The sequence below is a fragment of the Flavobacterium sp. Sr18 genome (assembly GCF_011064265.1).
Classification (GTDB): Bacteria; Bacteroidota; Bacteroidia; order Flavobacteriales; family Flavobacteriaceae; genus Flavobacterium; species Flavobacterium petrolei.
Genome location: NZ_CP049329.1, coordinates 945753 through 960769, shown reverse-complemented (window position 1 = coordinate 960769; position 15017 = coordinate 945753). Strand labels below are relative to the sequence as shown.

Sequence of the window (15017 nt, the reverse complement as noted above, 5' to 3'; positions counted from 1 at the left end):
ATAGAACTATACATTACCACAACATTAACGTTATTGTTGTGGTTTTTTTGTTTTGTAGAAAAAACGGTTATCACAATTTCTTCTTAATTTTCAATGCTTTTTTAAGTATTGTAAATTAAATAGTGAATTTTTTGCATTGTATGTTTTTTGTTGAGGTTCTTTTTGATTTATTATTAGTGTTTCCGATTAATTTTATAATATCATAAAAAGCCAAAAAATGAAGAAACCAATTTACATTAGTACTTACTTATTATTGAAGACAAGTTTTTGTCTTTATAAACCAATATTGATAAATAGAAATTAGTCCAATTAGTTAAGACTTTTTGCAATTCGGATTAATATAAAAATGTAAGCAAGAAACTATAAGTGAAATATGATTTATACTTTATTTGCTCATTACACTAAAATAATTATCGTTCAATAATTTTTGAAAGAATCAAATTAAATTTATTAAAATATGAAAATCAATATTCTAAGATTACTATTTTTCTTAATAACAACAACTGTTTTTGCACAGTCTAATAACGTCTCGGTCGTTTCTAACGAGAAGGGAATGAAATTAGTTGTTGATGGAAAAGATTTTATGATCAACGGTATGAACTGGGATTATTATCCTATTGGGACTAATTTTTCCTATAGTCTATGGAAACAACCAGATGATGTTATTAAAGCTGCACTTGACTCTGAAATGGGTTTATTGAAAAACATGGGAGTTAATGTAATTCGTCAATACACGGGTGTTCAACCAAAATGGATTCAATATATTTATGAAAAATATGGTATTTATACTATGCTTAACCATTCTTTTGGACGTTACGGACTAACTCTAAATGGAAATTGGGTGCCTAACACCGAATATTCGGATTCTCGAACTCGTAAATTACTTTTGAAAGAAACAAAAGAGATGGTTCAAGAATATAAAAATACTCCAGGACTTTTATTATTCTTATTAGGTAATGAAAATAACTATGGTCTTTTTTGGGATGGTGCTGAAACGGAAAATATTCCGTTAGAAGATCGAAAATCTACTGTAAGAGCACATTCATTATACAAGCTTTTCAATGAAGCTGTTCTAGAAATGAAACAAATTGATGCCTCACATCCTATAGCGATTTGTAATGGAGACTTATTATTTTTAGACATCATTAAAACGGAATGTCCGGATATTGACATTTTAGGTACTAATATGTATCGTGGTGTTTCTTTTGGTGATGCTTTTGCAAAAGTTAAAAATGAAATAAATAAGCCTATTTTATTTACAGAATTTGGAGCTGATGCATTTAATACCATTAATAACACTGAGGACCAAAAGTCTCAGGCATATTACATGGTGGGAAATTGGAAAGAAATTTATGAAAATGCAGCAGGAATTGGTAAAGCGGGAAATTCACTTGGAGGTTTTACGTTTCAATTTAGTGATGGTTGGTGGAAATATGGTCAAACTAAAAATCTAGACATCCATGATAATAATGCCTCTTGGTCGAATGGAGGATACTCATTGGATTTAGAAGGTACTAATAATAATATGAATGAAGAGTGGTTTGGTATTTGTGCCAAAGGACCAACAAATGAACGTGGCTTATATGATCTTTATCCACGTGCAGCTTATTATGCATTGAAGCAAGCACATAATGTAAATCCATATGCATCAGGTGAAAATCTTGAGAGCATACAAAATTCTTTTGCAAATATTGAGTTAATGGATGCTGTTTTAAAAGCTCGTGGAGATAAAGCGGCGCTATTGGGTAGCGGTACCGAAAAAATTCGTATTAGTAATATGAGAGCTGAGTTTACTACATTTAATACAGGTGGAAGTTTAATTACAACTCCGAAAACTGCAGATCCTGAATCAACTGTATATCCTAAAAAACTTGGATTTGACCATATGCAATCCTTTTTTGTAGGAGTTGAAGGTAATCCTTCTTCAAACATGCGTGCCAATGTCAATTTCAGTATACTTGGTAATGTTGCTGAAAATCCAATTGATGAGGTTTTTTATGAAAACCGTGGTCGTAGTGGAACTGTATTAACTGATAACGGACCCCTTTTATTAGATGATATAAATAGAGTTAAAGTTTACAATGCAAGTTACACTTGGGATGCAAAAGATTTTGAATTAAGAGGTTTTTACAGGACGGGCCATTATCATTGGGGTTATGAAGGCGATTTTTTTGGGTTGTATCCTGAGGCAAATTATGGAGCAAATTTAGATATTTATAATGGAGAAACTTCTGGTTTTGAAATTGATGGTAAAAGAGCATTAAAAGGTTTTAAAGCTGCTTTCGGACCACAATTATGGTGGGGTGCAAATCCAGCAGTTTTATTGAAATACGCTACAAAACTTGGTATGTTTGATCTTGCGGGTATTTATCATGAAGATATTGCTGATGCTCCAGAAGCTGTTTCATCAATTGCGGTTCCACTACCTAAAACAAGAAGACTTTCTATTTATTCGAAAACTAAATTTGGAGATTTAGGTGTTGAGCTCGGTGCTATTTGGGGTGGACAACCTCTAAATGGTAGAAGATTTCAATTTACTGAAGGAGAACCAGGAAATTATGTAATTTATACTGATGAAGTTAAATCAACTGATAATTGGGGAGGAAAAGCTAAATTAACGTATTCCAAAGGTTCATTCAATTGGTACGGACAAGCCGCCGCTATGGGGTTAGTCGCTAATGGCGGTGCTGATAATACAAGAACATTTACCGGCTGGAGATTAAAAGACAGTGGAAGTGGAAACCAAGTAAATGTTCTTTCCGGATTTACTTATACCACTGGAAATTTCCAAATTGCTCCAAATTTTTTGTGGCAAAAACCAATTGTGGCGGCTATGCCAAATGATGTGAAAGCGCCAGGAAGATTACGAAATATTCAAGATGATCCATTTGCTGTAAGAGGAAATAGAGAAACAGTGGGAGGGGAATTATTGTTGACTTATGATCCAACACCTGCGACTTGGATGTATGAATGGGATAATGATATGACTGAGGACGCTAAGTTTGCAGTAAGTAGCGGATTTGTATTTCGTCATTTACCAACTACTCAAGATGCTGCTGTTGGAATTCTTGCCGATGGGCGACAAACGTTTGCTTTTCCTACTTCGGCTCCTGCACATGACTTATGGGAATCAAATACACGTATAGTTTCTAAGTTAACTCCGGATTTTGGATTAATAGGTAATATTTACTTTGGAAATGCCCAAGCAAATGGTGGAGATGCTAGATTAGTGGAGCGTCTGGGAGGTGACATACGAGTGATCTATAATAAATCGAAATTAGTTAGTTCTATAAAACTTAATGATTGGGGACCATTTGATTATCATCGAGATTTTAACTTGACGTATCCTTTGCAGTTGATGCTGGATTTATCTACTTCAGTAGGAAAGCCTAATTGGTTTATATTACCTGATACTAAAATTGGTATTCGTGGAACGTGGCGTACACTTGATCAATATTCTCCACGCTACCTTCCAAATGTTGCTGATGAATTTGCCACTTCACCTACAATAAGTCCAGTAGGTTTCCCTAACGGAAATGAATGGGAAATTAGAACATACATACATATTAATATTGGAAAATAATAAAAATAAAATATGAAAAAGAGTAATTATAGAGATTCAAAAATCATATTCCTACTGGGATTGATACTCATTGTAACAGTTGGATGTGAGAGAGAGCTTTCCGATGATGTTGAGTTTGCAACGTTTCCTAAAACAGCTGAAGTTTTTATCGATGGTTTTAGTGGAGGTCTAAATTATTTCCCCTTTAGTGGTTCAAAAGCAAATGCATTTACAGTAGACCAAGAGGTAAAATATAAAGGTACGGCATCAATGCGATTTGACGTTCCTACTGTAGGTGATCCTAATGGTGCCTTTGCAGGGGCAATTTTTCCGGATGCTACGGGACGTGATTTATCGGATTATGATGCATTGACTTTTTGGATTAAATCCACACAAGCAGCAACGTTAAATGAAGTGGGTCTTGGGAATGATTTTGGGGCGAATAAATATTTAGTAACAATGACTAATGTTCCTTTATCTACAAATTGGACTAAAGTTATAATTCCTATACCTGATGCTACTAAATTGACGCTTGAAAAGGGGATGTTTTGGTATGCTGAAGGAGCTGAGAATGGTAATGGATATACTTTTTGGATTGATGAATTGAAATATGAAAAATTAGGGACTGTTGCACAACCAAAACCTGCTATTTTTAATGGTGTTGATAAAAAGGAAAATAGTTTCATTGGTTCAAATGTTACAATTGATGGTCTGACTCAAACTTATAATTTGGCTTCGGGTATAAATCAAACTGTTTTGGCAGCACCTTCTTACTTTAAATTTAGTTCCTCAAATATTGAGGTTGCAAGAGTTAGTGAATTAGGAATCGTTACAATTGTTGGATTTGGTACAGCCAAAATAACCGCTGCTGTAGCAGGTGTTAAAGCGACAGGTTCCTTGACAATTGAAGCTTCTGGTAGTTTTGGTTCTGCACCTGTGCCAACTCAAGCAGCAGTTAATGTAATATCGTTGTTTAGCAATGCTTATACAAATGTACCAGTTGATTTTTTCAATGGATTGTACGATGGTTCAACAACTAAAACGTCTGATATAAAAGTTGGTTTTGATAATTTTAAATATTATTCGGATTTAAATTATGTGGGTATTGAGTTTAAAAATCCTGCAATAAATGCGACAACAATGGGTTTTCTTCATTTAGATATTTGGACCGCAGATACAACAAATACGCCTTTTATAGTCAAAATAAGAGATAGAGGCGCTAATGGTGTAATTGATACAAATATTTTTACAGGAGGACCAACAGTAGATGATAAAGAAATATCATATACAGTTCCAGCAAATCAAATAACTCCTGGACAATGGATTTCAATAAACATTCCGTTAACTGGTGATATTGCTTCGCAAAAGGGAAATTTAGCACAAATTGTTTTTGTAGGAGATATAAAATTTTTACTTGATAATCTATATTTCTATAAATAATTTATTGGTTTTAATAAATAATAAAAACACTTAAGATGAATAAAATAAATCAACTTAAAATAAGAGCACGACAATTATCCATAATACCTTTTTATGTAGTTTTTTCCTTTTTTGTATTTTCTAGTTGTTCAACTGATGAGAAGCAAACGGTAGCGACATTTAATAATTTGGTAATGTCGGATGAGTTTGATGTTAATGGTAAACCAAATAGCGAAATTTGGAATTATGATATTGGAACTGGAAATAATGGTTGGGGAAATGGAGAGTTGCAATACTACACAGATCGCACTGAAAATGTAACGGTACAAAATGGTGTACTGCTTATCACTGCAAGAAAAGAATCTTTTAATGGTTCTTCCTATACTTCTGCAAGATTGTTGACTAAAGGTAAATTTGAACAAGCTTACGGTCGATATGAAGCGCGTATAAGAGTGCCTTATGGCCAAGGGATATGGCCTGCTTTTTGGTTATTAGGTGCTAATTCCGATACTGTTATTTGGCCACAATGTGGCGAAATAGACATTATGGAATATCGCGGACAAAATCCCACAACAATTTTAGGAACAGTCCATGGTCCAGGTTATTCAGGAGGAAATTCAATATCAAAAAGTTATAATCTTTTAAATGATCGTTTTGATACTGGTTTTCATGTCTATGGCATAGAGTGGGGACCTGAATATATTAACTTCTATGTAGATGATGTGTTATATAATCAAATTACACCTAGTGATGTGACAGGCGAATGGGTGTTTGACAAACCTTTTTACATCATCATTAATTTGGCTGTAGGAGGCTCTTTTGTTGGTTCTCCAAATAGCGAAACGGTCTTTCCACAAACTATGTTAATAGATTACGTAAGAGTTTACAAAAAATAACACCAATTAACCCAAAATATAATAATTATGAAATACTTAATCAATAGCGCTAAGCAAATTGCAATTTTGATCTTAACGATATGTTTATTTGGATGTACAAATGATGACTCCAAATATCCTAAAGTAGTTGCCGGATTCACTTACACAGTAAATCCAGCAACAGGAACAGTTACATTTATAAATATCTCAGAGAATTCTAAAAACTACGAATGGGATTTTGGAGATGATGAGACTTCTACTGAAATAAATCCGATAAAGTCGTATGCTGCCGGTACATATACAATTGTTTTAATAGCAAATAATGTAGCAGGTGGTTCGGATACGTTTGAGGACGAAATTACCATAACAATTCCTACCACTCCTTGTACTACTGAAGCATTAGAATCAATAAATGCCGCAACTTTAAATATGACATTTAAAACAGAACCTGCAGCAGGAACTATTATAAATGATGGAGCTGATTTTGCATGGGTGTCAAACCCTAGTTTCGATAATGCATTAAATAGTTCATGTAAAGTGGGTAAAATCACAAAATTAGGAAACAATCCTTGGGATAACACACAAATTAATTTAAATGCCAAATTAGATTTCAATACCAACGGAGGATTGAAAATGAAAGTTTATTCGGCAAAACCTGGTTTTAAAGTTAGAATTAAATTAGAAGAAATCGGTAATCCAAATAACAACACAGAATTAGAAGTTCCTACAACAAAAACAAGTGAGTGGGAAGAATTAACGTTTCCTTTTGCTGCTTCTCAAACCAATAAGTTTAATAAAATAGTTCTTTTCTTTGATTTGAATGCAAATAATAAAGATACTTACTATTTCGATGATCTTAAAGTATATGCAGGAACTGGTGGTGGAGTTACTCCTGGCGCATTTGATGATGGTTTATTAACTAATGGTAATTTTGAAAGCGGTAGCAGCTCTTGGATTATTGGAGTTGGTACTGATCCTGCTCCAGTTAAAACTGTAAACGGTGATACTTTTTATTCGGTAAACGTGACCGCTGCAGGAAATTCTTATGATGTAAATGTAAGTCAGAAATTAGCAATAGTACAAGGTGCAACATACACTTTGAGTTTTGATGCATGGTCAGATAGAGCAAGATCTATCTTAGCAGGAATAGGATTGAGTGGAGGAGATTTTTCCAATACGGTTCAGACAGTAAACATTACTACAACTCGCACGAAATACACAATTACTGTAACCGCGAGTAACTTTGGTGCAAGCGATGCACGTGTATTGTTTGATTTAGGTGCAGCAATTGGAGAAGTAAATATTGATAATGTATCCCTATTTTTACAAGGTTCAGGAGGAGGTACTGGTGGGTCAGGAACGACTACAGGATTAGCACAAAACAGTGATTTTGAAACTGGGGCGCTTTCTGGATGGATTGTTTTTCAAAATGGAGGTACTGCAGCTTTAGATAATACAACAAGTAATAATGGTGGTACTTGGTCAGGTAAATTAGTGACAAATGGGCCAAGTAATCCAGCCTTTAAACAAGAAGCTGTTGGTGCAGGAACAGTAAAATCTGGTGACAAAATCACAGTTAAGTTTGATGTTAAAGGTTCTATTGTACAACCAGGTGCTGTATTTAATGTTCTACTTTTTGGTGAAGGTGCTGCTGGAGCTTCGTTTACACATGTTTTCAATCCAACTCCAACTTTAACTTCATCATGGACAACATTTACGGGTACTTATACAATACCTTCAAATGCTGATGTCTCTAAAGGATTGTCGTTCTTAATTGAAGCAGTTTGTGGCGGTGATGCAGGGTGCAAAGTAACTGCTAATATCGATAACGTTTCTGTGACTATTAATTAAATTATTGTTTAAATAGTTAAAGTGTACGTTTGCTATTGCAAAAAGAATATAAATTTAGTTTAGACTAGTGTTTTTTTACAAGTTTAAAACTATAATAATTTGATATGATGAAAATAAAAAGGTCGAAATTTATTTCGACCTTTTAAGTGTAAAAAAATGGATAAAGATGAAAAATAAATCCCTGTTAGCATCATTTGCTATAGCAGCTCTACTAGTTGCAGGTTGCAGTAATAAAATCTTGAAATCGCCTGTTTCTTATTCCAAAGAAAATGTTTTAGAGACAAAAGTAGATTCAGTTCTCCAACTGATGACTTTGGAAGAAAAAGTCGGGCAACTCAATCAGTATAACGGGTTTTGGGATATTACAGGTCCAACTCCAAAAGAAGGTCAAGCGGCCAAAAAATACGAGGACTTGAAAAAAGGTTTAGTCGGTTCAATGCTGAATGTCAAAGGAGTTAAAGATGTTAAAGCATTACAGAAAATAGCGGTGGAACAAACCCGATTAGGAATTCCTTTGCTTTTTGGATTTGATGTTATTCACGGTTATAAAACGATTAGTCCAATTCCGCTCGCTGAAGCAGCAAGTTGGGACTTAGAAGCGATGAAAAAGTCGGCAGCAATTGCAGCTGAAGAAGCCGCTGCTGTTGGATTGAACTGGACTTTTGCACCCATGATTGATATTTCCAGAGACGCCCGCTGGGGACGCGTTATGGAAGGCGCCGGCGAGGATCCTTTTTTAGGAAGTAAAATTGCCGTTGCTCGTGTACAAGGTTTTCAAGGGGAAGATTTAGCCGCTGTGAATACTATTTTGGCTTGCGCCAAACATTTTGCAGGATATGCTTTTGCAGAATCAGGAAGAGATTACAATACAGTTGATATAAGCGAAACTGTGTTGCAAAATACCATTTTTCCACCTTTTAAAGCAGCCGTTGATGCAGGTGTGCGAACGTTTATGAACTCTTTTAATGAATTGAATGGAATTCCCGCAACAGGAAATGCCTATTTGCAAAGAGAAGTTTTAAAAAGAGATTGGAAATTTGATGGTTTCGTAGTTTCGGATTGGGGTTCTATCAACGAAATGATTCCGCACGGTTTTGCTAAGGACAGTAAACAAGCGGCTGAAATAGCGATTAATGCAGGTTCAGATATGGATATGGAATCCAGTGCATATGTGGAACATTTGGTTGCATTAGTCAAAGAAGGCAAAGTCAAAGAAAGCGTTATTGATGATGCTGCAAGACGAATTTTGAAAGTTAAGTTCGAATTGGGTTTGTTTGATGATCCATACAAATATTGTGATGAAAATCGAGAACTGGCAACCGTTGGAAAAGCGGCCTTTCATGAAGGAGTTTTGGATATGGCCAAAAAGTCAATCGTGCTTTTAAAAAATGAAAAGGAATTATTGCCTTTAAAAAAATCAGGTCAAAAAATCGCATTAATTGGTGCTTTGGCAAATGATAAAACGAGTCCTTTGGGAAGTTGGAGAATCGCAGCTGATGATAATTCGGCAGTTTCTGTTCTGGAAGGATTACAAAAGTACTCAGGAAATCAACTCAAGTATGTAAAAGGAGCTGATGTAACCGAGGGAAGAACCCAATTCATTTGGGAAACTAAAATCAATACGACGGATAAGAGTGGATTTGCAGAAGCTATTACCGCTGCAAAACAAGCTGACGTAGTAATTATGGTTTTGGGAGAACACGGTTTGCAATCAGGCGAGGGAAGAAGTAGAACCGATATTGGTTTGCCAGGTGTTCAACAAGAATTATTAGAAACAATTTATAAGGTCAATCCTAATGTGGTTTTGGTTTTAAATAATGGTCGTCCATTAGCGATTCCTTGGGCTGATGAAAATATTCCTGCAATAGTCGAAGGATGGCATTTGGGAACACAAAGCGGAAACGCAATTGCACAGGTTTTATACGGCGATTACAACCCAAGTGGAAAATTGCCAATGACTTTCCCGAGAAATGTAGGTCAGATTCCTATTTATTACAATTATAAAAATACGGGAAGGCCAGTTATGAACGAACCCGAAAGTGTGTTTTGGTCGCATTATATCGATGAAAAAAATACGCCTTTGTATGCTTTTGGGCACGGTTTAAGTTACTCTAAATTTGAATATTCGTATTTACAATTATCCTCTAATAAATTTTCGAAAAATGGTAAAATTGAAGTTTCTGTAAATTTAAAAAATACGGGGAAAGTTGCCGGAAAAGAAGTGGTTCAATTGTATATTAGAGATTTGATAGGAAGTACCACACGTCCCGTAAAAGAGTTGAAAGGATTTGAAATGATAGAATTACAACCCAACGAAACCAAAAAAGTGGTGTTTACAATCGATGAAAAAACAATTGAGTATTTCACGGCTAATAGAAAATGGGAAGCAGAAGCTGGAGACTTTAAAGTATTCATTGGAGGCAGTTCAATAACAAAGTTGGAAGGAGATTTTCAATATTCTAATTAAAATATAATGAAGAAAATAATAGTATTACTACTTGTGGTTAATTTTTCTTTTGCGCAACAGAACAAACGAAAACTGGTTTGGGAAGAAAATTTCAGCGGTAAAACTTTAAATGAAAAGAATTGGAATTTTGAACTTGGTGATGGTTGTCCTAATTGCGGTTGGGGCAACAAAGAAAGACAATTGTATACGAAACAGAATCACAAAATTGCTAAAAATAAATTGGTCATTACTGCTAAAAAAGAAGGAGATAAATATACTTCGACACGCATTACTACCAAAGGCAAAAAAGAGTTTCAATACGGTCGTTTTGAGGCAAGAGCGAAGTTGCCGGTCGGTCAAGGAGTGTGGCCTGCTTTGTGGATGTTAGGTTCTAATATAAATGAAGTTGGCTGGCCTAAATGTGGTGAAATCGATATTTTAGAATACATAGGGAAAGAGCCAAATATGGTTTTTACTTCTTTGCATACGCAGGACAGCTATGGAAATACGATAAATACAAAGAAAACACGATTTGATGATATTGAGGAAGGTTTTCATATTTACGCTATGGAATGGACGAAAGACAAAATCGATTTTTATGTGGATGATACTTTAGTGTACACGTTTCAGCCTGAAAATAAAACAGAGGCAATTTGGCCCTATAATCAGCCTTTTTATTTTATTGTTAATATGGCAATAGGAGGGAACTTTGGTGGTCCAGAAGTTGATGACAATATTCTACCGCAGCATTTCATAGTTGATTACATCAGAGTCTACCAATAATGGTACACAAACAATAAAATAGTTGAAACTAAAATGAGGTTTGATTCTAATCGATTAACAATCGGACTTTATTTTAGTTTTTTTATTTTTAAGAATTCCTTGACATAAACTATTCTTTTTTATTCAACGGCATGCTATTTGTATGGTAAATGTGAAAAAAAGAAGAAAAATTTTAACAAATTTTATTCATGATATGTTAATTTTAATTAATTTTACTTGCATCTTAAAATAATATTTAGTTAAATTTGAAAACTTAACGAACGTAATCCAATTTAGCCTATAATAGAAAACTACTTTTTAGAGAAAACTCTCCAATTTTAATTAAAACTAAAAAGTATTATTATGGTTAATATACAACTCCCAGATGCGTCATTAGTTAAGGAATATGTCGCAGGTAATGAGGATGCCTTAGCTAAACTAATAAAAAGGCATGAATCAAAAATCTATGGATTTATTTATTCTAAAATCCCCGACAGAGATATTACCAACGATATTTTTCAAGATACTTTTATCAAAGTGATTAAGACTTTGAAATCAAACTCCTATAATGAAGAAGGTAAATTCTTGCCATGGGTAATGCGTATTTCCCATAATCTGGTTGTTGATCATTACCGAAAAACTAAAAAAATGCCCATGTTCAGAGAAACGGAAGAATTTTCTATTTTCTCAATTATGTCTGATGATTCCTTGACGATAGAAAATAAAATAATATCGGAACAAGTAGAAATGGATTTGAAGAAATTAATTGAAGAACTTCCAGCGGATCAAAAAGAAGTTTTGGTAATGCGAATGTATCAAGATATGAGTTTTAAGGAAATCTCGGAATCTACCGGAGTGAGCATCAATACCGCATTAGGGAGAATGCGTTATGCTTTGATGAATTTGAGAAAAGTAATTGATAAACACCAAATTGTTTTAACCAATTAACAATATCTTGAAATTTGCTGCGTTGTAATAGAAAACAAATATGTATTACTATATGGCAAAAACTTACTCAAAAAAATCATTAGTTTATCAAACGATGAAACCAAGTAAAGAAACAATTTCTTTTTTATTAGGCTATTCCAAAGCGTTAACCATAATAAAAGTAGATAATAAGAGTTTCGAAATTATTTCGAATTAGAATTATATTGATTGATTGATAAAAAGTCAGTTTTTACTTTTCTAAGGGGTATTAACAATACATAAAAAAAAACCGCTGATTCGCATTAAGAATCAGCGGTTTTTTGTGTTTAGATAACTTATTTTTTATAATATGCATCGAGTACCGTTTTTCGGCCAATCGTTTTGGTAATAATATCTTTTTCTAAATCCCACCCACGAGCCGGAGAATATTCTCTTCCGTACCAAATAATTTGAAGATGAAGGTCATTCCAAATTTCCTCAGGAAAAATCCGTTTGGCATCTTTCTCCGTTTGGACTACGTTTTTACCATTGGTTAAATTCCAGCGGTACATCAAGCGATGGATGTGTGTATCCACAGGAAATGCAGGGACTCCAAACGCTTGCGACATCACGACACTGGCCGTTTTATGTCCTACTGCGGGTAATTCTTCTAGAAATTCAAAACTTTGGGGTACTTTCCCTCCATGTTTGTCAATTAAAATATGCGATAATCCATAAATTCCTTTTGATTTCATTGGCGATAAGCCACACGGACGAATAATTTCCTTTATTTCCTCCACAGACATTTTTATCATATCATATGGGTTATCTGCTTTTGCAAAAAGTAAAGGCGTAATCTGATTTACTCGCACATCTGTACATTGTGCTGATAACAGAACAGCTATTAATAATGTATATGGATCTTTATGATCTAGCGGAATTGGAATCGTAGGGTATAATTCTTTTAACGTATTTATAACAAAAGATACACGTTCTTGTTTATTCATTATTCATTAAATTTGATTGTAAAGAAAAACAATTTCAACTGCAATAGCAATATTCAAATTCAATTCAAATAAGTAAAAAATACAAATAATGACAACATTAAAAAAAGGAGATAAAGCACCTAATTTTTCAGGCGTAGATCAAGACGGGAAATCACATCAATTAGCGGATTATTCAGGAAAAAAATTAGTCGTTTTCTTTTATCCAAAAGCAAATACGCCGGGATGTACTGCTGAAGCTTGTGATTTAAGAGACAATTTTGAGCGATTTCAGGCTAATAATTACGCGTTGTTAGGTGTAAGTGCTGATTCAGCGAAAGCTCAAGCGAAATTCAAAGACAAGTATGAATTTCCTTTTCCATTACTTGCTGATGAAGATAAATCTGTAATTCAGGCTTTTGGAGTTTGGGGACCAAAAAAATTCATGGGTAAAGAATATGATGGAATTCACAGAACCACTTTTGTAATTGATGAAAAAGGAATCATCGAAGAGGTGATTTCTGATGTAAAAACGAAGGCGCATGCAGCTCAAATACTAAAATAAGTATTCGTGTTGCGTTTTTAGGAGTTAGTTGCTAGTGCAATTTAATTAAATTTCTAAAACTGAACTTAGATTTTGATGGACAAAGAAAAGTCCAGAGTTGAGGTAATAATTAACCGCAATTCTGGACTTTTTTTATAATTTGAATCTACTAGTTGCTTTCGTTCAAGACTTTATTTGGATCAAATCCAAAAAGTCTGTGTTCTTTAATTATTTCTGCAATACCGGAAGGAAGCATATGTTCCCAACCTGGTTTTCCATGATTAATCATATTCAAAACTTCACGGGAGAAAACTTCTAGAATTGAAGGGTCATAATCGTCAATATCAACTACTTTGCCATTGAATTTAAAGAATTTATAAAGTTCTTTCATTCTTGGATGTACTTTCAAATTTTCGGATGTAATTATTTCTCCATTTTCACCAATCATTGGATACAAGAATACTTTCATATCGCGGTAGAATAATTTTCCAAAAGCTTCCAGAATTCCACCACTTAAATGTCTGTAATATTTCTCGTCAAAAATATCTATTAAATTATTTACGCCCATGGCTAATCCCATTCGGGCTTTTGTATAATTTGCAAAATACTCCACCACTTTATAGTATTCCTGAAAGTTTGAAATCATTACGGTTTGTCCAAGAGAACACAATAATTCAGCTCGATCCATGAAATCTCTTTCATCAATTTCACCATCGGAACGAAGATTTGAAAGTGTGATTTCAAAAACTACCAGTGTATTTTCAGCATTTACTTTATTCTCGTTCAAGAACATTTTCAATGATTTCTCATACATGTCCATGTTTACTTTTGTAACTGGACGAAAACTTCCTCTAAAAGCAAGTATGTTTTTCTTGTATAATATAGCTGCAGGAAGGATGTTTTTTCCATCAGGATTAAACATTACCGCATCAGTCATTCCATTTTTGACTAATTGTAAACTCATCAAACGATTGTCTACATCAGCGAAACGGGGACCTGAGAAATTTATCGTGTCAATTTCTAATTGATCTTTGTCTAAATGGTCGTATAAATATCGCAAAAGACGTTTAGGATCATTGTATTTGTAGTAAGCGCCATAAATTAAATTTACACCAAGAATTCCAAGAGTTTCCTGTTGCAAACGAACATCAGTTTCTTTAAAACGAATGTGAAGAATAATTTCGTTGTAATCTTCGTCTGGTTCAATTTGGTAACTTATTCCAACCCAGCCGTGTCCTTTAAATTGTTTGGCAAAATCAATTGTGGCCACGGTATTGGCATAACTAAAAAACATTTTGTTAGGATGTTTTTCTCTACTTAGTCTTTTTTCTATTAGGTTTACTTCATGAGAAAGCATTTTTTTAAGTCGGCTTTCAGTGACATAACGGCCATCTTCTTCAATACCATAAACGGCATCACTAAAGTCTTTGTCATAGGCTGACATTGCTTTTGCGATTGTTCCGGAAGAACCACCAGATCTAAAAAAATGTCTTACAGTTTCCTGTCCAGCTCCAATTTCAGCAAAAGTTCCATAAATATTTTCGTTCAAATTGATACGAAGTGCTTTATCTTTAATTGAAGGGATTTGTTGGATGATTTTATCACCTTTTAATTTTATTTCTGTATCCATTTTCTTTTAATATGGCTAATATTTTGCAAAGTTAATGAA

Annotated in this window: 11 protein-coding genes; 9 read left to right on the top strand and 2 right to left on the bottom strand. The window is 34.1% G+C overall.

Going from position 1 to position 15017, the window contains the following annotated elements; all coding sequences use genetic code 11:
- Positions 1-457: 457 nt before the first annotated feature.
- The 8 genes from G7A72_RS04335 to G7A72_RS04300 all read left to right on the top strand — a co-directional run bounded on the left by G7A72_RS04335 (position 458) and on the right by G7A72_RS04300 (position 12059).
- Entirely contained in the window at positions 458-3583 is a 3126-nt protein-coding gene (locus G7A72_RS04335) for a glycoside hydrolase family 2 TIM barrel-domain containing protein (RefSeq protein ID WP_165151569.1), read from the top strand.
- A gap of 12 nt (positions 3584-3595) precedes the next feature.
- A complete protein-coding gene (locus G7A72_RS04330; protein WP_165151568.1) occupies positions 3596-5002 on the top strand; it encodes a carbohydrate binding domain-containing protein in 1407 nt (468 codons plus the stop codon).
- 35 nt (positions 5003-5037) lie between these two features.
- The gene (locus G7A72_RS04325) at positions 5038-5877 is read left to right on the top strand and encodes a family 16 glycosylhydrolase (RefSeq protein ID WP_165151567.1); all 840 of its coding nucleotides are present in this window, start codon (positions 5038-5040) and stop codon (positions 5875-5877) included.
- A gap of 27 nt (positions 5878-5904) precedes the next feature.
- Positions 5905-7707, top strand: a complete 1803-nt coding sequence (locus G7A72_RS04320; RefSeq protein ID WP_165151566.1) for a carbohydrate binding domain-containing protein — start codon at positions 5905-5907, stop codon at positions 7705-7707.
- A 166-nt stretch (positions 7708-7873) separates the two neighbouring features.
- Complete coding sequence (gene bglX, locus G7A72_RS04315; protein WP_165151565.1) at positions 7874-10174, top strand: beta-glucosidase BglX; 2301 nt, start codon at positions 7874-7876, stop codon at positions 10172-10174.
- A gap of 6 nt (positions 10175-10180) precedes the next feature.
- Positions 10181-10936 carry a family 16 glycosylhydrolase gene (locus G7A72_RS04310; protein WP_165151564.1) on the top strand — a complete coding sequence of 252 codons (756 nt, stop codon included), beginning with the start codon at positions 10181-10183 and terminating at the stop codon, positions 10934-10936.
- Between the two features lie 342 nt (positions 10937-11278).
- Complete coding sequence (locus tag G7A72_RS04305) at positions 11279-11863, top strand: RNA polymerase sigma factor (protein WP_091171946.1); 585 nt, start codon at positions 11279-11281, stop codon at positions 11861-11863.
- Positions 11864-11915: 52 nt separating this feature from the next.
- Positions 11916-12059 (top strand): hypothetical protein, encoded by a 144-nt coding sequence (locus tag G7A72_RS04300; protein ID WP_165151563.1) that lies wholly within the window; start codon positions 11916-11918, stop codon positions 12057-12059.
- Positions 12060-12177: 118 nt separating this feature from the next.
- Here G7A72_RS04300 and nth read toward each other — a convergent pair whose 3' ends face one another.
- On the bottom strand, positions 12178-12828 hold the full coding sequence (nth, locus tag G7A72_RS04295) for an endonuclease III (protein ID WP_165151562.1): 651 nt from the start codon (positions 12826-12828) through the stop codon (positions 12178-12180).
- A gap of 88 nt (positions 12829-12916) precedes the next feature.
- On the opposite strand from nth, the gene bcp reads away from it, so the two are divergent.
- Positions 12917-13369 carry a thioredoxin-dependent thiol peroxidase gene (bcp, locus tag G7A72_RS04290; RefSeq protein WP_113633377.1) on the top strand — a complete coding sequence of 151 codons (453 nt, stop codon included), beginning with the start codon at positions 12917-12919 and terminating at the stop codon, positions 13367-13369.
- 148 nt (positions 13370-13517) lie between these two features.
- Here bcp and G7A72_RS04285 read toward each other — a convergent pair whose 3' ends face one another.
- Complete coding sequence (locus G7A72_RS04285; protein ID WP_113666757.1) at positions 13518-14978, bottom strand: TonB-dependent receptor; 1461 nt, start codon at positions 14976-14978, stop codon at positions 13518-13520.
- Positions 14979-15017 lie beyond the last annotated feature (39 nt).